This window comes from Stenotrophomonas sp. YJH_SMC_64, assembly GCF_059371375.1.
The window spans coordinates 58566-81438 of the sequence record NZ_JCAFUN010000011.1; the positions used below are offsets into that span (position 1 = coordinate 58566).

Genomic DNA, 22873 nt, shown 5'->3' on the forward strand with positions numbered 1-22873 from the left:
TCCCGTCAGATGGCCACGTTCTGGAGCTTCTTGCGACGGCCGTAGATCAGCGTCGCCAGCGCACGCGACACGGTGATCGCGGTGAACATGGAGGCGAAAATACCGATGATCATGGTCAGTGCGAAGCCCTTCAGCGGACCGGTACCGAATGCGAACAGCGCCACACCGACGATCAGGCCGGTCAGGTTGGCGTCGAGAATGGTGCCCGAGGCACGCTCGTAACCGGTCACGATCGCGGTCTTGCCCGGCACGCCGGCACGCAGCTCTTCACGGATACGCTCGTTGATCAGCACGTTGGCGTCCACCGACAGGCCCACCGACAGCGCCAGGCCGGCGAAGCCCGGCAGGGTCATGGTCGCGCCAAACAGCGACATCACCGCCACCACGATCAGCAGGTTGAACAGCATCGCTGCCGAGGTGATCACGCCGAACATGCGGTAGTACACGCTGAAGAACACCAGGGTGAACAGGAACGCGAACACCACTGCGCGCATGCCGTTCTTGACGTTCTCGGCGCCGAGGCTCGGGCCGACCACACGCTCTTCGACGAAGTCCATCGGCGCGGCCAGCGAGCCGGACTTCAGCAGCTTGGCCAGGTCGTCGGCTTCCTTCTTCTGCAGGCCGGTGGTCTGGAAGTTCTTGCCGAACACGCCGTTGATGTTGGCCACCGAGATCACTTCCTCATTGACCTTGAAGCCACGCACTTCCTGGCCGTCAACCAGGGTCACGGTCGGCACGCGTTCGGTATACACCACCGCCATCGGCTTGTTCACGTTGGCGCTGGTGAAGTCGAACATGCGCTGGCCGCCGACGTTGTTCAGCGTCACGCTGACCGCCGGGGCACCACTGGTGGAGTCGGTCACCGCCTGCGCGCCGACCATCTGGTCGCCGGTGACGATCACGCGCTTGTTCAGCAGGATCGGACCGCCGCCGTCACGGCGCTGATAGACCTTCGCTTCCGGCGGAATGCGGCCGGAGTCGATGGCGTCCTGGGCATTGCCCTCGACCACCGCGCGGTATTCCAGGGTGGCGGTGGCGCCGATCATGCGCTTGGCTTCGGCAGTGTCCTGCACGCCGGGCAGCTGCACGACCACGCGGTCGGCACCCTGGCGCTGGATGATCGGCTCGGCGACGCCGAGCTGGTTCACGCGGTTGCGCAGGGTGTTGATGTTCTGCTCGATGGCGCCATTGGCGATCTGCGCGATCTCGGTCTCCGGCACGGTCACCGTGATTCGGTTGCCGCTGACGTCGTAGCCGAGCGTCGGCTGCGCCTTCACCAGCGCCGCACGGGCACGCTGTGCGGCGTCATCACCGGCGGACGGGCTCAGGTTGGCCACGATGCTGTTGTCCGCGCGACGCTCCACCGACTGGTACGCGATGCGCGCGTCACGCAGGGTGCTGCGCACGTCTTCGGTGTAGGCGTCCAGGCGCTTGTCGAGGGCGGCCTTCTGGTCGACCTGCAGCACGAAGTGCACACCACCCTGCAGGTCCAGGCCCAGCACCATCGGGCGACCGCCGAGGTTGGCCAGCCAGTCCGGCACGGTCGAGGCCAGGTTCAGGGCCACGGTGTACTTTTCGCCGACGGTGTCGCGCAGGGCGTCGCTGGCAGCGGACTGCGCCTTCAGGTCCGGCAGGCGGACAATCAGGCTTTCCCCTTCCTTCTCGACACCGACGGGGGTGACTCCGGCCGTCTTCAGGTCGGCCAGCACACGGTCGCGCAGCGCATCGTCGATCTGCCCGCCACGGTTGGCGGTGATCTGGAGGGCCGGGTCCTTCTGGTAGATGTTGGGCAGCGCGTACAGCGCGCTGAGCGCCAGTACGATCAGGATGACGACGTACTTCCAGCGTGGAAATTCGAGCATTGCTTGGGTCCCGCGCGGCGCCATCCCCGGCGCCGCGGTTGTGCATCGGAAAGGGAGTGGCTTACTGGGCCGACTTCAGGGTACCGGCCGGCAGCACGTTGCCGACAGCGCCCTTCTGCACGCGGATGCGCACGTTGTCAGCCACTTCAATGGTGATGAAGTTGTCGCCGATGTCGGTGACGATGCCGGCGATGCCGCCGTTGGTCAGCACTTCATCGCCACGCTTGATCTTCTCCAGCATGGCCTTGTGCTCCTTCTGCCGCTTCATCTGCGGGCGGATCATCAGGAAGTACATGATGGCGATCAGGATGACCGGGAACAGCAGCGTGGTCAGGCCCATGCCCTGCGGTTGGCCGCCGGCGGCCTGGGCGTGGGCGGCGGGAATCAGGAAAGCAAGCAGGTTCATCGTTGGTCCTTTGGTTGGGCGGCGCTTCGGCCCTTTCACGGGCACGAGGTGTCGACCGCGGATCTGGGTCAGCCTTGAAGTATGCCACGGCCCCGAGCGTTCGTCCTTGGGCCGTTTGGCAGGGGCATTCGGGTTACAGGGGCGGGGCCACCGCCCCGCGTGCCGCGTAGAAGGACTCGCGGAAGGCCAGGAAGGTTCCCGCCTCGATGGCCGCGCGGATGTCGGCCATCAGCTTTTCGTAATAGAACAGGTTGTGCAGGGTACCGAGCATCGGCGCCAGCATCTCGTTGCAGCGGTCCAGGTGGCGCAGGTAGGAACGCGTGTAACCGCCGGTGCAGGCCACGCAGCCGCAGCCCGGCTCGATCGGGTCCATGTCCCGCGCGTACTGGGAATTTCGGATGCGAACGGTGCCGAACGAGGTGAAATAGTGGCCGTTGCGGGCGTTGCGCGTCGGCATCACGCAGTCGAACATGTCCACGCCACGTGCGACACCCTCGACCAGGTCCTCCGGCCGGCCCACACCCATCAGGTAGCGCGGACGGTCGCTTGGCAGCTCCGGGTCCAGGTGGTCGAGCATGGCGTTGCGCTCGTGCTCCGGCTCGCCCACAGCCAGGCCGCCGATGGCATAGCCGTCGAAGCCGATCGCCTGCAGGGCCTCGGCTGAGCGGCTGCGCAGGTCGGTGTGCACGCCGCCCTGGACGATGCCGAACAGGGCCGCGTCATTGCCCAGCTCGTCATGCGCGTTGCGGCTGCGCTGGGCCCAGCGCAGGCTCAGCTCCATCGACCGGCGCGCCACATCCTCGGTGGCCGGGTACGGGGTGCACTCGTCGAAGATCATCACCACGTCCGAATCGAGCGCCTTCTGGATCTTCATGCTCTCTTCCGGGCCCAGGAACACACGGGCGCCGTCGGTGGGCGAGGCAAAGGTCACGCCCTGCTCGGTGATCTTGCGGCGGTGGGCCAGAGAGAAGACCTGGAAGCCACCGGAGTCGGTCAGGATCGGGCCATCCCAGCGGCAGAAGCCGTGCAGGCCGCCGTGGTCGGCAATGATGTCCAGGCCCGGGCGCAGGTACAGGTGGAAGGTGTTGCCGAGGATGATCTCGGCGCCCAGCGCACGCACCTGGTCCGGCAGGATGCCCTTGACCGAGCCATAGGTCCCGACCGGCATGAAGGCCGGTGTTTCCACCGTGCCACGCGGGAAGGTCAGGCGGCCACGGCGGGCACGGCCGTCGCGGGTCTGGAGCTGGAACTGCAGTCGGGACATGGAGCGGTCATTCAGGCAAATAGTTGCTCATTGTCTCCCAAAACCGGCTCGACCGCCCATTCAGGCCTGAACGGCACGGCAGTAGAGCCACGCCATGCGTGGCTTTCCTGGTCTCCAGGCACCTGCAAGTGCGCACCAACGGTGCGCACCCACCACAAGCAGGCAGAGGTCAGCGCCCTACCCTGCCTGCGGGAACAGCAGCATCGCGTCGCCGTAGCTGAAGAAGCGGTAGCGCTGCTCGATCGCGTGCCGGTAGGCCTCGAACACGCGCTCCTTGCCGGCAAACGCGGAAATCATCATCAGCAGGGTGCTTTCCGGCAGGTGGAAGTTGGTCACCATCGCGTCGACGCTGCGGATGCGGTAGCCCGGGGTGATGAAGATCTGCGTTTCACCGGCAAACGGCAGCAGTTCGCCATCACGCATCGCGCTTTCCAGCGCGCGCACCACGGTGGTGCCGACGCCGATCACCCGGCCACCGGCGGCGCGCGTGCGCCGCACCTGCTGCACCAGCTCGGCGCCGACGTTCAGCCACTCGCGGTGCATCACGTGGTCCTTCAGGTCATCGGCACGCACCGGCTGGAAGGTGCCTGCACCCACGTGCAGGGTGACGTGGCCGAACTCCACGCCCTTGTCCTTCAGCGCGGCCAGCAGCGGTTCGTCGAAATGCAGGCCGGCGGTCGGCGCCGCCACCGCGCCCACTTCGCGCGCGAACACGGTCTGGTAGCGCTCGCGGTCGTCCACGCCCGGCTCGCGCTGGATGTACGGCGGCAGCGGCAGGCGGCCGGCGTGCAGCAGCCACTGTTCCAGCGATTCCGGCACATGGAACTGCAGTACGTAGAACTCGCCATCGCGGCCCAGCACTTCTGCTTCACCGCCGGCATCCAGCGCGATGCGACTGCCGGCCTTCGGTGACTTGCTGGCGCCCACCTGGGCACGTGCCTGCTGGCCGCCCAGCAGGCGCTCGATCAGTATCTCCACGCGGCCACCGCTGGCCTTCTGCCCGAACAGGCGCGCCGGGATCACCCGGGTGTCGTTGAACACCAGCAGGTCGCCCGGCTGCAGCAGCGACGGCAGGTCGCGCACCTGCAGGTCGGTGAAGGCATCGGGCGCCGGCGGTACCAGCAGCAGGCGGCTTGCGGAACGTTCGGCCAGCGGGGCCTGCGCGATCAGTTCAGCCGGCAGGTCGTAATGGAAATCGGACTTCTTCAAGGCAGTGGGCGGCAACAGGTCGACAATGGCGCGCATTGTACGTCCAGCGTCTGCGAGCCGGCGTGCTTCGCGGCGAACGTCGCGGAAAATGCTGCTATGCAACAGGTTTCTGCGGGGTTATCGCGCAAAAAAACAAGTGCTAGCATCGAGCCGGAAGTCCGCTGCACGAGCCTGCCCCCAAGCGCGCGTGATGACGCGCGTTTTGCTTTTGAAGACCCGTGCGACCCATTGTTTCAGGAGATCTGCAATGAGCTTCATCGAACGCCTCGCCCCCCTGCGCAGCCAGCCCGGCACCCGTCTCACCACCGGGCTGGACGATGCCACCCTGACCGCCCTGTCCGCCAACCATCCGCAGCTGATCGCTGCGGTGGACGCCGCTGCCGAGGAATTCGCACGCGTGCAGGCCGACCTGGGGCCGCTGCTGGCGCAGGACGAACAGGCGCAGATCGACGCGATGCAGGACGGTTTCGTCAATTTCTATGCCGATGACGCGGTGACCCCGTACGTGGCACTGGCTGCGCGCGGCCCATGGGTGGTCACCCTGAAGGGCGCCGTGCTGTACGACGCCGGCGGCTACGGCATGCTCGGCTTCGGGCACACCCCTGACGCCGTGCTGGAGGCGATGGCCCGCCCGCAGGTGATGGCCAACATCATGACCCCCAGCCTGTCGCAGCAGCGCTTCATCACCGCCCTGCGCGCCGAGATCGGCCACCGCCGTGGCGGCTGCCCGTTCGCCCGTTTCATGTGCCTGAATTCCGGTTCCGAAGCGGTTGGCCTGGCCGCCCGCATCGCCGATGTCAACGCCAAGCTGCAGACCGACCCGGGTGCGCGCCACGCTGGCGCTGCGATCAAGCGCGTGGTGGTCAAGGGCAGCTTCCATGGCCGTACCGACCGCCCTGCCCTGTATTCCGATTCCAGCCGCAAGAGCTACATGCAGCACCTGGCCAGCTACCGCGGTGAGGACTCCGTGATCACCGTGGCGCCGTACGACGAAGCCGGCCTGCGCAAGGTGTTCGAGGACGCCGCACGCAACCAGTGGTTCATCGAGGCGGTGTTCCTGGAACCGGTGATGGGCGAAGGCGACCCGGGGCGTTCGGTGCCGCCGTCGTTCTATGCCGTTGCCCGCGAACTGACCCGTGCCCACGGCAGCCTGCTGCTGCTCGACTCGATCCAGGCCGGCCTGCGCGCGCATGGCGTGCTGTCGGTGGTCGATTACCCGGGCTTCGAAGGCCTCGACCCGCCGGACATGGAGACCTATTCCAAGGCCCTCAACGCCGCGCAGTACCCGCTGTCGGTGCTGGCGGTGACCGAGCATGCCGCGCAGCTGTACCGCAAGGGCATCTATGGCAATACCATGACCAGCAACCCGCGTGCGCTGGACGTGGCCTGCGCCACCCTGGCCCAGCTGACCCCGCAGGTGCGCGCCAACATCGCCGAACGCGGTGCCGAGGCCGTGCACAAGCTGGAACAGCTGAAGAACGAGCTGGGCGGGCTGATCACCAAGGTGCAGGGCACCGGTCTGCTGTTCTCCTGCGAGCTGGCCCCGCAGTTCAAGTGCTACGGTGCCAACTCGACCGAGGAATGGCTGCGTCAGCACGGCATCAACGTGATCCACGGCGGCGAGAACTCGCTGCGCTTCACCCCGCACTTCGGCATGGACAGCGAGGAGCTGGACCTGCTGGTGGGCATGGTCGGCCGCGCCCTGCGTGAAGGCCCGCGCCGCGAGCAGGCCGCTGCCGCGTAAGTCTGCTTGGCGTTTGTAGAGTCGAGCCGTGCTCGACTCGGCCTTTGTCGCGATCTGAACGAAGAGCAGCCGAGCATGGCTCGGCTCTACAGAAGGGCTCATAATCCAAGGACACCCCGTCCCCGACCGCCCTGCGGTTGGCGACGGGGCGTTTTCGTTTCCGGCCAAGAGACAGGAAGATCCATGAAATCGATCTGTGTGTACTGTGGTTCCAACGCTGGCAGCAAGCCGGCCTACACCGAACGCGCCATTGCCCTGGGTGACCGCATCGCCCGCGACGGCCTGCGCCTGGTGTATGGCGGCGGCAACGTCGGCCTGATGGGAACCGTGGCCAATGCCGTGCTCGCCGCTGGCGGCGAGGTGACCGGCGTGATCCCGCGCCAGCTGGCCGACTGGGAAGTGGCCCACCGTGGCCTGACCGAACTGGAGATCGTCGGTTCGATGCATGAGCGCAAGTCGCGCATGTTCGATCTTGCCGACGGTTTCGTCGCCCTGCCCGGCGGCTTCGGCACCATGGAAGAGATCTTCGAGATGCTGACCTGGCGCCAGCTGGGCATCGGCAACAAGCCATGCGCATTCCTCGATGTGGACGGCTTCTACGCCCCGCTGATCGGCATGATCGACCGCATGGTGGAAGAACGCTTCCTGCATCCGGACCAGCGCCAGGACCTGTGGTACGGCTCGGACATCGAAGAGATGCTGGAGTGGATGAAGAACTACCAGCCGGCCCAGGCCTCGAAGTGGATCGACGAGAAGCGCCGCGCCGCCCTGCGATGATGCGGCTGCACGCGGTGGCTCAGCCCGCCGCGTGCGCCCACGGCGCGGGCCGCCCCAGCAGGTAGCCCTGGCCGTAGTCGCAGCCCAGTTCACGCAGGGTTTGCCGCTGCGCGTCGGTCTCGATGCCTTCGCCGATGGTCTCAATGCCCAGCGTGCGCGCCAGCGACAGCACGCCTTCCACCAGCGCCCGCGTACTCTGCACTTCCGGACCGTGCAGGCCAGCGATGAAGCTCTGGTCGATCTTCAGCGTGCTGATCGGGAAACGGTGGAGGTAGGACAGCGCGGAGAACCCGGTACCGAAATCGTCCAGCTGCACCTGGATGCCGCGCTCGCGCAGGCCCTGCAGGATACGCAGCGTGTGCGGGCCGTCGTCCAGCAACGCCACCTCGGTGATTTCCAGGCGCAGCCGGCGCGGATCGGCACCACAGCTGTCGAGCAGGCCGAACAGGCGATCACTGAACTCTGCCGAGCGGAAATGCCGGGGCGATACGTTCACCGAGACGTAGCCTTCGCCTCCCCGTGCCAGCCCCGCGATGACCTGCTCGTAGATCAGCCAGTCCACCTGTTCGATCAGGCCGCTCTCTTCACCCAGCTCCAGGAACGCGCCGGGCAGCAGCAGGCCACGGCGCTCATGCTGCCAGCGCAGCAGCGCCTCGTGACCGACCACTTCGCCGTCGGACAAGCGCACGATCGGCTGGTAGAACGGCACGAAATCGCGGTTGTTGATCGCACGGCGCAGGTCGGCTTCCAGGTCCAGGCTGCGCATGGCTTCTTCGCGCATGTCCTCGTCGAAGATCGCACAGCGGTCATGGCCCTGCGCCTTGGCCCGGTACATGGCCGCATCCGCATCGCGCAGCAGCTCTTCTCCGGTGCGGTAGCGCGGATTCCACAGGGCAATGCCCAGGCTGCCGGACGGAAACAGTTCGCGCCCGGCGATCCACATCGATTCCTGCAACGCCAGCAGCAGCCGCTGGCCGAAATCCAGTGCCTGCGCCAGGCCCTGCGGGCACTGCAGCAGCACAGCGAACTCATCACCGCCGAGCCGGGCCACCACATCTTCGGCACCTGCCATCGACACGATGCGCTTGGCCACTTCCACCAGCATGCGGTCGCCGGCGGCATGGCCGATGCTGTCGTTGACCAGCTTGAAGCGGTCCAGATCGAGGAACAGCACGGCGAACACCGGTCCGCCCTCACGCTTGGCCAGCGCCAGTGAATCCTGCAGGCGATCCAGCAGGTGCAGGCGGTTGGGCAGGCCGGTCAGCGCATCGTGCATGGCCTGGTGGGTCAGGCGCTGCTCGGCACGCAGGCGCTCACCGATCTGCCCAAGCAGCTTTTCGTTGACCTCGGCCAGTTCGCGGGTGCGTTCCTCAACGCGCTTTTCCAGCTCGGCATGTGCCGAACGCAGCCGCTGCTGGTCGCGCTGGCGCGCAAGCCCGGTTCCGATGTTCTGCGCAACGAAGGTCAGCAGCCGCTGATCGTGCACGCTGAACGTGCTGTTCTCGCTGTAGCTCTGCACCACGATCGCACCCACCACCTCATCGTCGCGCAGCAACGGCACGCCCAGCCAGCAATGGGAGCGCGCACCTGACTCGCGCACTTCACCACTGGCCAGCAGCGCATCGATCTGCGCGCGTGACGCCAGCAGCGGGCGCCGGTTGCGCACCACGTATTCGGTCAGGCCCCGGCTGAACGGCCGTGGCGCGCGGCTGGCATTGTGCTCGTCCACCGAATACACGAAGTCCAGGCCGTTGCCGGCCGGGTTGACCAGGGCGATGTAGAAATTGCGTGCGTCGAGCAGGCGCCCGACCACCCCATGCACCTGACCATAGAACTGGTCCAGGCTGTCGGCAGACATCGCCATCTCGGCGATGTTGTACAGCGCGGTCTGCAACTGTTCGGCACGGCGACGCTCTGCCACCTCATCCTGCAGGCTGCGGTTGGCGCGCTGCAGTTCCTGGGTGCGCCGCGCCACCTGCTGCTCCAGCCGCACCTGCGCCTGGCGCCGGTCCATCGCGGTCTGTACGTGCTGCGCAACGAAGCCCAGCAATGCGCGCTCGGCCTCGCCATAGCGGGCTGCCTGTTCATAGCTCTGAACCACGATGGCGCCGCAGACGCGGCCGTCCCGCAGCATCGGCACGCCCAGCCAGTCCAGGCTTTCGGGCCCACGCTGCGGGTCGTGCTCCTGTTCCATCACCTGCGCCAGCAGCCTGCGCGAGGGACCACTGAGCGGCTTGCCATGGCGCAACAGCGCCACGGTCAGGCTGCGCGGCATCTCGCTGGCGTCATGGCTCTGCGTGGGATCGGCGACGAAGTCATCGACCTGATCGGCGAAGTACAGGAAGCGTATCTGGTCGCGCACATCGTCGTATTCCACGATGTAGCAGTTCTCGGCATACATCAGCGTGCCCAGCACACCATGCACGTGGCGCAGCATCTCGGGCATTTCCAGGTCGGCACCGGCCAGATCTGCAATCTGGAACAGGGCCTGCTGCAGCCGTTCGGCCTCTTCCAGTGCCTTGATCTGGCCGGCCTGGCGGCCGCGCTGCAGCGCCAGCTCCATCGCCTGCCGGGCCAGCCCCCACCACGCGGGTGAAGGCACCGCGCCCGCAACCGACAGCAGCAGCCGCGCACCGTCATACTCCCAGCCGTGCTGGCCATCGCCGGTGGCGGGCTCCACGGACGCAGCGCTGTCAATCGCAGGCAAGGGCCAGCCCCCTCGGCCACTCCCCAGCTGCGGGTCGTCCCAGCCAACGCGGACCACGGCCGTTTCCGGCAAAAGCGCATGCAACGCGCGCACCAGCGCCGTGCTCAACACGGCCTCGTGTAGTGGCTCTTCCGCCGATTCAGCATGCGTGGACAAATGACAATCTCTTGGCGCCGTCTGTGCGTCGCCTCCCCTGAGCCGCCGAGCATAGCGCGCCACCCGGGGGGCAATGGAAGCCCGTAAACCCCGAATCGTGCGCCCGTACGTTTTTCGTGCTGTCCGTAGCTGCTTCCATGCCATGAACCTCTCCCTGCCCGCCCCTGCCACCGGCTATGCGCCACCGCCTGCAGGCCTTACCCTGTACGCCGTGGAAGCCAGCGCACTGCCAACCGATGAAGCCTTGATGCTGGCCTGGGCCGGTGGCGACCTGCGCGCGTTCGAAAGCCTGTATGGGCGCCACCGCAAGCGCCTGTTCGGCTTCCTGCTGCGGCAACTGCGCGACACCGCGCTGGCCGAGGAGATCTTCCAGGACGTCTGGCAGCGGGTGATCAGCGCCCGTGCCGGGTGGCAACCAGACGCGGCCTTCAGCACCTGGCTGTTCCGCATTGCCCACAACCGCCTGAACGACCATTGGCGCGCCGCCCGCCACCGCCCGGCTGCCCCGGCCGATGCCGATCTGCGCCTGGCCGCGATCGAGGATGGGCAGACCCCGGAAGGCGAGCTTTCCGAATTCGAACAACGTCGCCGCATCCAGCTGGCGATGGAACAACTGCCGCCTGAGCAGCGCGAAGTGCTGCAACTGCGGCTGGATCAGGAACTGAGCCTGGAGGAGATCGGCCAGATCACCGGCGTAGGCCGGGAAACCGTGAAATCGCGGCTGCGCTATGCGATGGACAAGCTGCGTGCGGGATTGAACGCATGAACCGAGACGAACCGCTGACGCCGGAAGAACGCGAGCTGGCCCGGCTGCTCGGCCGTCGCGCCGAGCAGGCTCCGCCCGCCGCACTGGACGCCGCCATCCTGGCCGCGGCCCGCGCTGCCGTGGACGCGCCGGCCGCCGATGCGGTCGCCTCTCCCGAGGCGCCGCGCACGCAGCGCACACGCTCGCGTTGGCCGGCGGTGTTCGGCATCGCCGCCTCGATGGTGTTTGCCATCGGCATCGCCTGGCAGCTGCGTCCGGAACCTCCGCCGGTTCCGGCCGGTGAGGCCGCTGTTGCTGCGGCACCGGCAGCGGCAGAAGACGTTGCGGCTGCCGATCAGGCCGCTGACCGCAGTGCAGCCGACAGCGCTGTGGCGGCCGCCGAACCAAGCGCTGCGCCCGCAGCACCCGAGGCCGCCCCTGTTGCCGCTGCCCCGGCACCGGCCATCGCACGCGCGCCCGAGCCGGCGCCGGCCGAGACCGCTGAAGCGCCGGCCCAGGCTGCACGATCAATGGCTGCGGATGCGGCCGCCGATACCGCCTTTGCGGCCCTCCCGCCAGCGCCGACGGCAGCACCGGCCGCAGCGCCGCCTGCGCCACCGGCATCCGCCGCCTACTCGGCACCGGCACCTGCACCGGCATTCGCGCCGGCAGCGTCCGGGGCACTGAAAGCACGCACGGCCGCGGCACCTGCACCTGCACCGGCACCGGCAGCCAATGCCGCCGAGGTCGCGCGGGCGGAGGCGCTGGATCGGGTGGAGATCACCTCGATGAAGCGTGAGGCCCCCAGCCGTTCGGCTCCGGGCATCATGCGCCGCGGCAGCGATGCGGGCCTGAGCGCGGATACCGTACAGGCCGAGGTGGACGCCGACGCGCGCCTGCCACGCCGGCAGTGGCTGCAGAAAATCCGCGAGCGCCGTGATCAGGACCAGCGCGACCTCGCCCGCGCCAGCCTGGAACGCTACATCCAGCAATATCCGGAAGCGCGCCTGCCGCGCGACCTGCGCCCGCTGCTGGACGACTGAAACGGGCGGGGGTACCCGGCAACACCGTAGAATGGCGGGAATGCTCGATACCCTCGCCCAGCCCGTCAGCCACACGCTGGAAGTCAAACACAGCCGCTTCATCGCCCATGCCGCGCCGATCGACGGCGCCCCCGCAGCGCTGGCGTTCCTGCAACAGGTTGCCGTGGCCGACGCCACGCACAACTGCTGGGCCTACCGGCATGGCCAGGACTACCGCTCCAGCGATGATGGCGAGCCGGCAGGCACCGCCGGGCGGCCGATCCTGGCCGCGATCGACGGGCAAGGCTTCGACCGGGTGATGGTGGTGGTGACGCGCTGGTTCGGTGGCATCAAGCTCGGCGCCGGCGGCCTGGTCCGGGCGTACGGTGGCGCCGCCGCAGAATGCCTGCGCACCGCGCCGCGGCTGGCGCTGGTCGCCATGGCACGGCTGCAGCTGCAGGCCGGCTTCGAAGACCTGGGCACCCTGCATGCGGCCCTTCCGGGGTTCGGCGCGGAGAAGCGCGATGAACAGTTCGACGCGAACGGGGTGTGCCTGCGGGTCGAATTGCCGGCCGATCAGGTCGACGCATTGAAAATCCGCCTGCGCGACGCCACTCGTGACCGTATCCGCATAGAAGACGACCACCAGGATGACTGACAAGGACGGCGCCCCCGCCTCGCCCCCGCCGCTGCGCCGCCTTGGCAGCCTGCGCACGCTATGGCCGTTCGTGCGCCGCCACAGTGGCCTGTTCACCGCTTGGCTGATGGCCCTGGCGGTGTCTTCGGCGGCCACGCTGAGCCTGCCGCCGGCGGTCAAGCAGATGATCGACCATGGCTTCAGCAGCGGCGGCCAGATCAACCGTGCCTTCGCCCTGCTGATGCTGGTGGCCGTGGTGCTGGCCCTGGCCACCGCCGCGCGCTTCTACTTCGTGTCGCTGCTGGGCGAAAAGGTCGTGGCTGACCTGCGCAGCCGCCTCTACGCACACCTCATCCAGCTCGGTGCCGGCTTCCATGACCGCAGCCGCAGCGGTGAGCTGGTCTCGCGCCTGACCGCCGACAGTGAGCTGCTGCGCAGCGTGGTGGGCTCGACCATGTCGGTGGCATTGCGCAGCAGCGTCACGGTGGTCGGCAGCCTGGCGATGCTGTTCGTCACCAGCCCGCGGCTGGCGGCGTGGTCGCTGCTGGGCATTCCGCTTGCGGTACTGCCGATCATCATCGGTGCGCGCAAGCTGCGCACCGTCGCGCGCAGCAGCCAGGACCGCATCGCCGATGCCAACAGCCTGGCCAGCGAGACCCTGGGCGCCGTAAGGACGGTACAGGCGCATGCACGCGAACCCTACGAGCGCGGCCGCTTCGACCATGCACTGGGCGATGCCATCAAGGCCGCCCGCCGCCGCATCGGTGCGCAGTCGCTGGTCACCGCCAGCGCCATCCTGCTGGTGTTCGGCGCCATCGTCGGCGTGCTGTGGCTGGGCGCGCACGATGTCATCGACGGCCGCCTCAGCGCAGGCACCCTTGGCCAGTTCGTGCTGTACGCGCTGATCGGTGGTGGCTCGGTCGGTGCGCTGGCCGAAGTCTGGAACGAACTGCAGCGCGCGGCCGGCGGCATGGGCCGCATCGGCGAACTGCTGCAGGAAGACATCGAGATCCGCGCGCCGGCGCAGCCGCACGTGCTGCCGCAGCCGCTGCGGGGCGAGATCCGGTTCGACGACGTGGTGTTCCATTACCCGCAGCGGCCAGACCAGGCGGCGCTGGACCATTTCAGCCTGCACGTGCGCCCGGGCGAGACCGTGGCCCTGGTTGGCCCGTCCGGCGCAGGCAAGAGCACGGTGCTGTCGATGCTGCTGCGCTTCCACGATCCGGCCAGTGGCCGCATCTGCGTGGATGGCATCGACGTGCGCCAGGTCGACCCGGCCGAACTGCGCGGACAGCTGGCGCTGGTTCCGCAGCAGCCGACGCTGTTTGCCGCCAGCGCGCGCGACAACATCCGCTATGGCCGCCTGCAGGCCAGCGACAGCGAGGTGGAAGATGCCGCACGCGCCGCCGAGGCGGACGGATTCCTGCGCGCGTTGCCGCAGGGCTATGACAGTGAGCTGGGCGAGCGCGGCGCCCGCCTGTCCGGTGGCCAGCAGCAGCGTGTGGCGATTGCCCGCGCACTGCTGAAGGACGCGCCGATCCTGCTGCTGGACGAAGCCACCAGCGCGTTGGACGCGCAGAGCGAGCACAGCGTGCAGCAGGCGCTGGAGCGGCTGATGGCCGGCCGCACCACGCTGGTCATTGCCCACCGCCTGGCCACTGTGCTCAAGGCCGACCGCATCGTGGTGATGGACCAGGGCCGCATCGTCGCCGAGGGCACGCACGCGCAGCTGCTGGCCGAAGGCGGACTGTACGCTGAACTTGCACGCCTGCAGTTCATCGATTGATGACGTCCGCCTAACATCGGCGCGGCCAAGCTGGCCGCGCAACAGCAGCATCCGCTGAAGGAGGTGCACGATGTCGTTCCGTCAGTTCCCCGCCGTCGACAGCAACGGCGAAAGCCACATCATCATCGAGTTCAAGCCCGAGGCGAATGGCAGCGGGCACCATTCCGAAGCCACGCCACGCTACGAGCTGGATGATGGACGGCCGCTGGTTCGCGACGGCCGCGAGTTCACCACCAGTGGCGGTGAGCTGAGGCTGACGATCTGAGGTTCGCCGGGCATGGCCCGGCGCCACCGGATTTCGTACCGCTCCGCTCTGGTGGGTGTCGACCTTGGTCGACACGCTTTTTGCCAAAGGCGGTCGAGCATGGCTCGACCCTACAAAAAGCGTGATCAATTTTTGACCAAGCATCTTGACAGCCTTTACTACCAAGGGCTGAGCGAGGTTATCCACACCTTTGCTCAGAAATCATCCACACCGCCTGTGGATGAATGTGCTCAGCCCAGCACCCGCCCGATGCCGCTAGCGTCCACTTCAGCGGCCGCGCGACTGATCGCCCCCGGATCGCTGCCGGCCACGAACCCGATCCGGAAATGCACTTCGCCGCCAGGCGTGCGCGAGGAATGGATCGAGGCCAGGCTGATGCGGTGCTGCTCGAACACATTCAGCAGTTCACGCAGTGAGCCCGGCCGGTCTTCCGGCAGGTGCACCGACAACGCATTGCGCTCGGTCAGGTCAGCCAGCAGATAGCCCACGCGTTCGAAGGTGTAGTTGCCCTCGGCCAGTGCCTGCTCGCCGAAGGCACTGCGATTGGCCGACAGCAGCTGCTCACGGAATGCACCGCGTGCAGTGTCGTCGGCCTGTCCGACCTGGGTCTGCAGGGCCTGCAGCTGGCCGATCAAGCGCTCCAGCATTGGCGCCACGTACGGATTGCCGAACTGGATGTCCTCGTAGATCGCGGGGTTCAGCGACAGGATGCGCGAGATGATCGCCGTATCCAGTTCGAACGATGCCGACCGGTACGGCATCATCGCGGCCAGGTCGCCCAGCTGCGGCTGGTACTGGCGCAGCACGCCGGCCTGGGCCAGGTGGGTGGCATGCACCATCGCCTGTACCAGCGCCATCATCTGGTCGTGATGCTGCGGCGTGGCCCGCACGCACTCAGCCTGCAGCGCCGTGCACAGCGAATCGACCCATGGCTGCCAGTGCCGCAGCCGCGCTTCGCAGACCACCATCACCCGACCCTTCAGTGTCGGCGCTTTCGGTGGCGCGGTCATCGGGTGCAGCCCGACCACCTCGGCCTGCGAGGCCAGCATCGCCTGCACCGGTGCCTCCTTCACCGAGGTCACGTCCAGCCACAGCCGGTCCTGCTCGCGGCCGGCCGACTGCCGCACGTACTCGGCGATCAACGCCGGCGTATGCCGGATCGGCGCAGAGAACACCAGCACGTCGGCCTGCGCGAGCAGCTGTTCCGGCGTATGCGAGCCCGGATCAGCCGGATCATGGCCGATTACCCGCAGCTGCATGTGCTGCTGGAAGAAGCGGGTCAGCCAGCGTCCGTAGGCGCCGGCACTGCCGACGATGCCGACCGTGCGCGTCGTGCGTTCGAGCAGGCCGCTCATGCCACGCGTTCGGCGCGGAAGCGCGTCCCCTCGGCCAGCGCGGCAGGCGCTGCAGCGATCACGTCGAATTCTTCGAAGCCGTTGTCCAGGGTCGCCTCCAGGGCCGCGTGGGTGCCGGCAATCGCACGCGAGATCGCCTGCTGCATCGATTCGCCGCGCAGCAGGAACGACACCACCAGCGACATCAGCACATCACCCGTACCAGCCACGTCCACCGGCAGCAGGGGCGAGGTCCAGCGCCAGGTCTCCTCGCGGCCGACAGCCAGGGTCACCAGTTCACCCGGGGTGCCGCCCACGCTGTGCGCGATCACCCAGTGCGGGCCACGATCCAGCAGCGTGCGTGCGGCGGCGATGGCATCGGCCTCGGCGAGCGCCGGCATGCCGGTGAGGCGATTGAGTTCAAAGGCGTTCGGGGTCACCAGCCAGGCATGCGGCAGCAGGCGCTCTGCGAAGATCGCTTCCAGGCCCGGTTCCACGTAGGGGCCGGTGTGCGTATCACCAATCACCGGATCCAGGCAGTAACGCAGCTGCGGGCAGGCCGGCAGGATGTCGTCCAGCCAGTCGGCGAAGGCGGCACCGTTGGAGGTGCTGCCGAAGTAGCCGGACACCAGCATCTTCGCCCGCTGCGGCAGGCCGCGCTCGTGGGTGCCCAGCAGCAGGTCGGCGAACCAGTCGGCGGGCAGCACGCGACCGCGCGTGGTGTCGTAGAACGGCGCGTTGCTGAGCAACACGGTCGGAATTTCTGCTACGCGCACGCCGAGAGCGCGCATCGGCGGCACGGCGGCGCTGTTGCCGGCGTGGCCGTAGACAAGTTGCGACTGGACCGAGATGACATCGATCGGCGACGGGCCGTCGGGCCGCTGGCGGCGGCCGTGGACCAGGTGGTTATCAAGGGATTCGCTCATGGCCGCATTCTACGCTCAAGGGGGTTTTCGGCAGGGCTTGCAGCCCTGCACCTGCAGAATCAACGTCAACATCAAAAGCCAGAGCGGGCTATCCGTGGGATGGCGGGGCGGTGTCGGCGTGCGAGGACGCCGCAAGTACGTCCTTGTAGGCTTGGCAGCGGCATCCATGCCGCTGACACCCCGCACGCCGACACCGCCCCGCCTTCGACAGTTGGCCGACAGCTGCTGGTGGGTGCCGACCGTTGGTCGGCACATCTGTCGGATACCGAATGAATTCGTCCACGCATGGCGTGGCTCTACTGGCAACTGCGGCTGTTGGTAGGTGTCGTCCGTTGATCGACACGTCTGTCAAATATCGATATCCGACCCCGTGCCGACCAACGGTCGGCACCCACCAAAGCAGAACGCTGTTCCGACAGATCCCGGAAAACGGCGCGACCGAGCTACATGGACGTACTTGCAGTGTCCCCCTCAACCGACCCCACCCCGCCCACCCACGGATAGCGCGCTTTGGCTTTTGCCGTTGCCTCTGCGGGTGCAGGGCGCAGCCCTGCAAAAAGAAGCACCCCTCAGTGAACAGCAGGCCGCGACGGCGGCAGCCACGCCGCCACGATGCCGAGCAGCGGCAGGAACGCAGTCAACTGGTAGACGTACTCAATGCTGGTCTTGTCCGCCAGCAGGCCGAGCACGGCAGCACCGAGTCCACCCATGCCGAACGCGAAGCCGAAGAACAGGCCGGACACCATGCCGATGCGGTGCGGCATCATCTCCTGGGCATAGACCACGATGGCCGAGAACGCCGAAGACAACACGAAACCGATCAGCACCGCCAGCACCGTGGTCCAGAACAGATCGGCATGCGGCAGCATCAGTGCGAACGGTGCAACGCCCAGGATCGAGGTCCAGATGATCGGCTTGCGGCCGATGCGATCGCCCAGCGGGCCACCGAGGAAGCCGCCGGCGGCGGACGCCACCAGGAATGCGAACAGATGCAGCTGCGCCTGTGCCACCGGAATGCCGAAATGGTGGATCAGGTAGAAGGTGAAGTAGCTGCCGATGCTGGCCATGTAGAAGTATTTGCTGAAGATCAGCACCAGCAGGATCGCCAGCACCTTGGCCACGGTGCGCGGGGGATGGCGCGGCGCCATCGAGGCGGTGCTGGCCGGGCGCGGGGTGCCCAGGTGCAGCGCATACCAGCGGCCGACATAGGTCAGCAGTGCAATGCCGATCAGCGCGGCGCCGGCAAACCACGACGCGGCATGCTGGCCATGCGGCACGATCACGGCTGCAGCAATCAGTGGACCGAGCGCGGTACCGAAATTGCCACCCACCTGGAACACCGACTGCGCGAAGCCATGGCGGCCACCCGAGGCCAGCCGCGCAATGCGCGATGCTTCCGGATGGAAAATGGCCGAACCAATGCCGACCATCGCCGCAGCCATCAGCACCACCGCATAGTTCGGCGCGAAGCCGAGCAGCAGCATGCCGCACAGGGTCGAGGCCATGCCGATCGGCAGCGAGTACGGCGCCGGGCGACGGTCGGTGGCGGCGCCAACCAGTGGCTGGAAGATCGAAGCGGTCAGCTGGTAGGTCAGCGTGATCAGGCCGATCTGGGTGAAGCTCAGGTTGAAGCCGCCCTTGATCACTGGATAGATGGCCAGGATCAGCGACTGCATCATGTCGTTGACGACATGCGAGGTGGAAATAGCTGCCAGCACACCGGGAGCCACCGGACGTGAGGTCGTTGCGGGAGAAGCCAAGGCGGACATGGACGCAGTCAGGTTGGGGGCGAGCCACGCATGCTACGGTTGCCCTCCCCTCCCTTCTGCCGCGTTCGGGTCATGGCCTATCGCAAAAAGGACATTGCCGGCGATGTCGACCCGGCTGCGCCGTGGCGTGATGTGCCACTGCATCGTCCGGTCACCTACCGGGCTACCCAGTACCCGGCAGGCACCCATATCGCAGGCCACAAGCACCAGCGCCACCAGCTGGTCTATGCCATCTCGGGGCTGATGGTGGTGCGCTCGGAAGTCGGTCGCTGGGTCGTGCCCTCCACCCGTGCGATCTGGATGCCGGCTGGCATGGTGCACGCGGTGGACTGCATTGCCGCCGTGCACATGCGCAGCCTGTACATCGATCCGTCGTTCGCCCCGCAGTTGCCGGCCGAACCGTTCGCGGTACAGGTGGCACCGCTGCTGCGCGAACTGCTGCAGGCAGCCACCCTGATCAAGGGCGAGCACATCGAAGACAGCCGCGATGGCCGCGTGGTGCGCCTGCTGCTGGACGAACTGCATCGCATGGACGTGCTGCCGCTGCACCTGCCCTCGCCCACCGACCCGCGCCTGCAGCGGATCTGCCAGCACATCCAGAAGCACCCCGGCGACGACGCCACGCTGCAGGACTGGGCACAGGCGCTGGAAGTTGACGTGAAAACCATCCAGCGCCACTTCGCCCACGAGCTGGGCATGACCTTCGGGCAGTGGCGACAGCAGGCGCGACTGCTGGCCGCATTGGAGCGGCTGGCGGTCGGCGACAAGGTCATCGATGTCGCGCTGGCGATGGGCTACGACAGCCCCAGCGCGTTCACCAGCATGTTCAAGCGCCAGCTGGGGCAGACGCCGGCGGCGTTTTTCCGCTGATCGCAAACGAAAACGCCGGGCATGGCCCGGCGCTACCGTTCAACACTTGCGTTGAAAACTCAGGACGTCATCCGGTCCCAGAAGCCCTTCACGCCATCCATGAAGGTGGCCGACTTCGGCGAATGCTTGCGTGCTTCCTCGCCGACGAAGGTGGCTTCGAACTGTTCCAGCAGCTTGCGCTGCTCAGGGGTGAGGTTGACCGGAGTCTCCACCACCACGCGGCAGTACAGGTCGCCCTCGCTGCGGCTGCGCACCGAACGCACGCCCTTGCCGCGCAGGCGGAACAGCTTGCCGGTCTGGGTCTCGGCGGGAATGCGGATCTCCGCTTCGCCGCCGAGGGTGGCCACGCGCACGGTGTCACCCAGTGCCGCCTGCGAGATGCGGATCGGCACTTCGCAGTGCAGGTCGTCGCCATCGCGCTGGAAGATCGCATGCTCGCGCACGCGCACTTCCACGTACAGGTCGCCCGGTGGCGTACCGGCCGGACCGGCTTCGCCCTCGCCCTGCAGGCGGATGCGGTCGCCGGTATCGACGCCGGCCGGCACCTTCACCGACAGCACCTTGTCTTCCTCGACACGGCCGTTGCCGTGGCAGGTCTTGCAGGGCTTGGCGATGATCTGGCCACGGCCGCCGCAGTTGTGGCAGGCCTGCTGCATGGCGAAGATGCCGCGCTGGATGCGCACCTGGCCGCGGCCATGGCACACATTGCAGGTTTCGACCTTGCCGTCTTCCGAGCCACTGCCATCGCAGTCGCCGCACTCGGCCAGGGTCGGAATCTCGATGCGGCGCTCGACGCCGCGCACGGCTTCTTCCAGGTCCAGCTCCATCACGTAGCCGATATCGGCGCCGCGACGCGCCTGGCGCGGACCACCGCCACCGCCGCCAAAGATGTTGCCGAAGATATCGCCGAAGATATCGTTCATGTCCGGGCCGCCCGGGCCACCGCCGCCCATGCCGTGCTCGAACGCCGCGTGGCCATGGCTGTCGTACATGCGGCGCTTGTTGCCGTCGGACAGCACTTCGTAGGCTTCCTTGCACTCCTTGAAGGAGGCTTCGGCCGCCGCATCACCCGGGTTGCGGTCCGGGTGGAACTTCATCGCGCAGCGACGGTACGCCTTCTTCAGCTCGTCGTCGGTGGCGGTGCGGGCAACGCCCAGCACTTCGTAATAATCGCGCTTGCTCATATCGTGGATCTGGTTCCGGAAAGTCGGGATTCGTCAAAGCGGAAGAGCGGAACCAGGTCCGCTCTTGCGTCGGGCGCCCCGACACGCCGGTGGGCGGTCAGGACCCTGATGCGACAACGGGACGCTGGTGGCCAGCGTCCCGTGTCGGTCCGGATCAGGACTTCTTGTCGTCCTTGACTTCGGTGAACTCGGCGTCGACCACGTCGTCCTGCGCCTTGCCGGCATTGCCGGCGTCGGCACCCGGGGCACCGCCCTGGTCGGCCGAAGCAGCGGCGAACAGCGACTGGCCAGCTTCTTCCAGTGCCTTCGACTTGGCTTCGATCTGTGCCTTGTCGTCACCCTTCATCGCGGTTTCCAGGTCGGCCAGGGCCGCCTCGACCTTGCCGATGACATCGCCGCCGACCTTGCTGCCGTGCTCGGTGATGGCGCTGCGGGTGCCGTGGATCAGGGCGTCGGCCTGGTTGCGGGCCTGCACCAGTTCCTGGAACTTCTTGTCTTCTTCGCGGTTGGCTTCCGCGTCGGCGACCATGCGCGCGATCTCTTCCTCGGACAGGCCCGAACCGGCCTTGATCTCGACCTTCTGTTCCTTGTTGGTCTTCTTGTCCTTGGCCGACACGTGCAGGATGCCGTTGGCGTCGATGTCGAAGGACACTTCCACCTGCGGCAGGCCACGCGGGGCCGGCTCGATGCCGGACAGGTCGAACTTGGCCAGCGACTTGTTGAAGCGGGCCTGTTCGCGCTCACCCTGCAGCACGTGCACGGTCACGGCCGACTGGTTGTCCTCGGCGGTGGAGAACACCTGCGAGGCCTTGGTCGGGATGGTGGTGTTCTTCTCGATGATCTTGGTGAACACGCCGCCCATGGTCTCGATGCCCAGCGACAGCGGGGTCACGTCCAGCAGCAGCACGTCCTTGACGTCGCCGCCGAGCACGCCGCCCTGGATCGCCGCACCCAGTGCCACGGCTTCGTCCGGGTTGACGTCCTTGCGCGGTTCCTTGCCGAAGAACTCGGTCACCGCCTGCTGCACCTTCGGCATGCGGGTCTGGCCGCCGACCAGGATCACTTCGCTGATGTCGCTCGAACGCAGGCCGGCATCGTTCAGGGCGACGCGGCACGGCTCGATCGACTTCTTGATCAGGTCGTCCACCAGGGCTTCCAGCTTGGCGCGGGTCAGCTTGATGTTCAGGTGCTTCGGACCCGACGCGTCAGCGGTGACGTACGGCAGGTTCACTTCGGTCTGCTGGGCGCTGGACAGCTCGATCTTGGCGCGCTCGGCAGCATCCTTCAGGCGCTGCAGGGCCAGCGGATCCTTGCGCAGGTCGATGCCCTGGTCCTTGTTGAACTCTTCAACCAGGTACTCGATGACGCGGTTGTCGAAGTCTTCGCCACCCAGGAAGGTGTCGCCGTTGGTGGCCAGCACTTCGAACTGCTTTTCACCGTCGACGTTGGCGATCTCGATCACCGAGACGTCGAAGGTGCCGCCGCCCAGGTCGTACACCACGATCTTGCGATCCTTGTTGTCGCCCTTGTCCAGGCCATAGGCCAGCGCGGCCGCGGTCGGCTCGTTGATGATGCGCTTGACGTCCAGGCCGGCGATGCGGCCGGCGTCCTTGGTTGCCTGGCGCTGGCTGTCGTTGAAGTAGGCCGGCACGGTGATGACCGCTTCGGTGACCTTCTCACCGAGGAAGTCCTCGGCGGTCTTCTTCATCTTTTCCAGCACCTTGGCCGAGATTTCCTGCGGAGCCATCTTCTTGCCGTCGCTGGTGGCCACCCAGGCGTCGCCATTGTCATGGGCCAGGATGCTGTACGGGACGTGCGCGATGTCCTTCTGCACTTCGGCGTCGGTGAACTTGCGGCCGATCAGGCGCTTCACCGCGTAGAAGGTGTTCTTCGGGTTGGTCACGGCCTGGCGCTTGGCCGAGGCGCCGACCAGGACTTCGCCGTCCTTGGTGTAGGCGACGATCGACGGGGTGGTGCGATCGCCTTCCGAATTCTCGATGACGCGGGCCTTGCCGCCGTCCATGATCGCCACGCACGAGTTGGTGGTGCCGAGGTCGATACCAATGATCTTGCCCATGGGGGAGACTCCTGAGGATGCTTGTTGGTGTCAGTCCGGCCGTTCGGCCGGTGGATGAATACGATGTGGGGGAGGCTCGTGGAACATTCAAGCCATCTCCCGAACGCTGTGTTCAGCGCCTGGAAAACCTTGC

General features: G+C 67.0%; 18 protein-coding genes. 8 read left to right on the plus strand and 10 right to left on the minus strand.

Annotated features, from left to right (window positions below; all coding sequences use genetic code 11):
* Window positions 1–5: 5 nt before the first annotated feature.
* From secD to queA, 4 genes are all read right to left on the minus strand, one after another.
* A complete protein-coding gene (gene secD, locus AC5P9L_RS13160; protein ID WP_005409258.1) occupies window positions 6–1862 on the minus strand; it encodes a protein translocase subunit SecD in 1857 nt (618 codons plus the stop codon).
* Between the two features lie 61 nt (window positions 1863–1923).
* Complete coding sequence (yajC, locus tag AC5P9L_RS13165) at window positions 1924–2268, minus strand: preprotein translocase subunit YajC (RefSeq protein WP_005409257.1); 345 nt, start codon at window positions 2266–2268, stop codon at window positions 1924–1926.
* A 133-nt stretch (window positions 2269–2401) separates the two neighbouring features.
* The gene (gene tgt, locus AC5P9L_RS13170) at window positions 2402–3532 is read right to left on the minus strand and encodes a tRNA guanosine(34) transglycosylase Tgt (protein WP_227415830.1); all 1131 of its coding nucleotides are present in this window, start codon (window positions 3530–3532) and stop codon (window positions 2402–2404) included.
* A gap of 177 nt (window positions 3533–3709) precedes the next feature.
* Complete coding sequence (gene queA, locus AC5P9L_RS13175; RefSeq protein WP_012479927.1) at window positions 3710–4777, minus strand: tRNA preQ1(34) S-adenosylmethionine ribosyltransferase-isomerase QueA; 1068 nt, start codon at window positions 4775–4777, stop codon at window positions 3710–3712.
* A gap of 211 nt (window positions 4778–4988) precedes the next feature.
* Here queA and AC5P9L_RS13180 point away from each other — a divergent pair, with 211 nt between their 5' ends.
* Window positions 4989–6485 (plus strand): aminotransferase class III-fold pyridoxal phosphate-dependent enzyme, encoded by a 1497-nt coding sequence (locus AC5P9L_RS13180; RefSeq protein ID WP_049395739.1) that lies wholly within the window; start codon window positions 4989–4991, stop codon window positions 6483–6485.
* Window positions 6486–6668: 183 nt separating this feature from the next.
* A complete protein-coding gene (locus tag AC5P9L_RS13185; protein WP_005409253.1) occupies window positions 6669–7262 on the plus strand; it encodes an LOG family protein in 594 nt (197 codons plus the stop codon).
* A gap of 19 nt (window positions 7263–7281) precedes the next feature.
* Here AC5P9L_RS13185 and AC5P9L_RS13190 read toward each other — a convergent pair whose 3' ends face one another.
* Window positions 7282–10080 (minus strand): bifunctional diguanylate cyclase/phosphodiesterase, encoded by a 2799-nt coding sequence (locus AC5P9L_RS13190; protein ID WP_224119423.1) that lies wholly within the window; start codon window positions 10078–10080, stop codon window positions 7282–7284.
* 292 nt (window positions 10081–10372) lie between these two features.
* On the opposite strand from AC5P9L_RS13190, the gene AC5P9L_RS13195 reads away from it, so the two are divergent.
* The 5 genes from AC5P9L_RS13195 to AC5P9L_RS13215 all read left to right on the plus strand — a co-directional run bounded on the left by AC5P9L_RS13195 (window position 10373) and on the right by AC5P9L_RS13215 (window position 14580).
* Window positions 10373–10891 carry an RNA polymerase sigma factor gene (locus AC5P9L_RS13195; RefSeq protein ID WP_229295586.1) on the plus strand — a complete coding sequence of 173 codons (519 nt, stop codon included), beginning with the start codon at window positions 10373–10375 and terminating at the stop codon, window positions 10889–10891.
* Window positions 10888–11913 carry a hypothetical protein gene (locus AC5P9L_RS13200; protein WP_099523493.1) on the plus strand — a complete coding sequence of 342 codons (1026 nt, stop codon included), beginning with the start codon at window positions 10888–10890 and terminating at the stop codon, window positions 11911–11913. The genes AC5P9L_RS13195 and AC5P9L_RS13200 overlap by 4 nt, the downstream gene beginning before the upstream one ends.
* Before the next feature lie 40 nt (window positions 11914–11953).
* Window positions 11954–12550 carry an IMPACT family protein gene (locus AC5P9L_RS13205; RefSeq protein ID WP_005409249.1) on the plus strand — a complete coding sequence of 199 codons (597 nt, stop codon included), beginning with the start codon at window positions 11954–11956 and terminating at the stop codon, window positions 12548–12550.
* Complete coding sequence (locus AC5P9L_RS13210) at window positions 12543–14315, plus strand: ABC transporter transmembrane domain-containing protein (protein WP_012479922.1); 1773 nt, start codon at window positions 12543–12545, stop codon at window positions 14313–14315. Before AC5P9L_RS13205 ends, AC5P9L_RS13210 begins: the two co-directional genes overlap by 8 nt.
* Before the next feature lie 70 nt (window positions 14316–14385).
* Complete coding sequence (locus AC5P9L_RS13215) at window positions 14386–14580, plus strand: hypothetical protein (RefSeq protein ID WP_005409247.1); 195 nt, start codon at window positions 14386–14388, stop codon at window positions 14578–14580.
* A gap of 230 nt (window positions 14581–14810) precedes the next feature.
* Here the strand turns inward: AC5P9L_RS13215 and AC5P9L_RS13220 are convergent, their stop codons facing one another.
* From AC5P9L_RS13220 to AC5P9L_RS13230, 3 genes are all read right to left on the minus strand, one after another.
* Window positions 14811–15935 carry a prephenate dehydrogenase gene (locus tag AC5P9L_RS13220; RefSeq protein WP_099523495.1) on the minus strand — a complete coding sequence of 375 codons (1125 nt, stop codon included), beginning with the start codon at window positions 15933–15935 and terminating at the stop codon, window positions 14811–14813.
* Window positions 15932–16840, minus strand: coding sequence for a pyridoxal kinase (gene pdxY / locus AC5P9L_RS13225; RefSeq protein WP_012479920.1), 909 nt, complete (start codon window positions 16838–16840; stop codon window positions 15932–15934). Before pdxY ends, AC5P9L_RS13220 begins: the two co-directional genes overlap by 4 nt.
* Window positions 16841–17409: 569 nt before the next feature.
* On the minus strand, window positions 17410–18609 hold the full coding sequence (locus AC5P9L_RS13230) for an MFS transporter (protein WP_032966631.1): 1200 nt from the start codon (window positions 18607–18609) through the stop codon (window positions 17410–17412).
* Between the two features lie 72 nt (window positions 18610–18681).
* On the opposite strand from AC5P9L_RS13230, the gene AC5P9L_RS13235 reads away from it, so the two are divergent.
* Window positions 18682–19479 carry an AraC family transcriptional regulator gene (locus AC5P9L_RS13235; RefSeq protein WP_495230637.1) on the plus strand — a complete coding sequence of 266 codons (798 nt, stop codon included), beginning with the start codon at window positions 18682–18684 and terminating at the stop codon, window positions 19477–19479.
* A 59-nt stretch (window positions 19480–19538) separates the two neighbouring features.
* On the opposite strand, the gene dnaJ is transcribed toward AC5P9L_RS13235, so the two are convergent.
* Window positions 19539–20663, minus strand: coding sequence for a molecular chaperone DnaJ (gene dnaJ, locus AC5P9L_RS13240; RefSeq protein ID WP_005409242.1), 1125 nt, complete (start codon window positions 20661–20663; stop codon window positions 19539–19541).
* Between the two features lie 154 nt (window positions 20664–20817).
* Entirely contained in the window at window positions 20818–22740 is a 1923-nt protein-coding gene (dnaK, locus tag AC5P9L_RS13245; RefSeq protein ID WP_005409241.1) for a molecular chaperone DnaK, read from the minus strand.
* Window positions 22741–22873 lie beyond the last annotated feature (133 nt).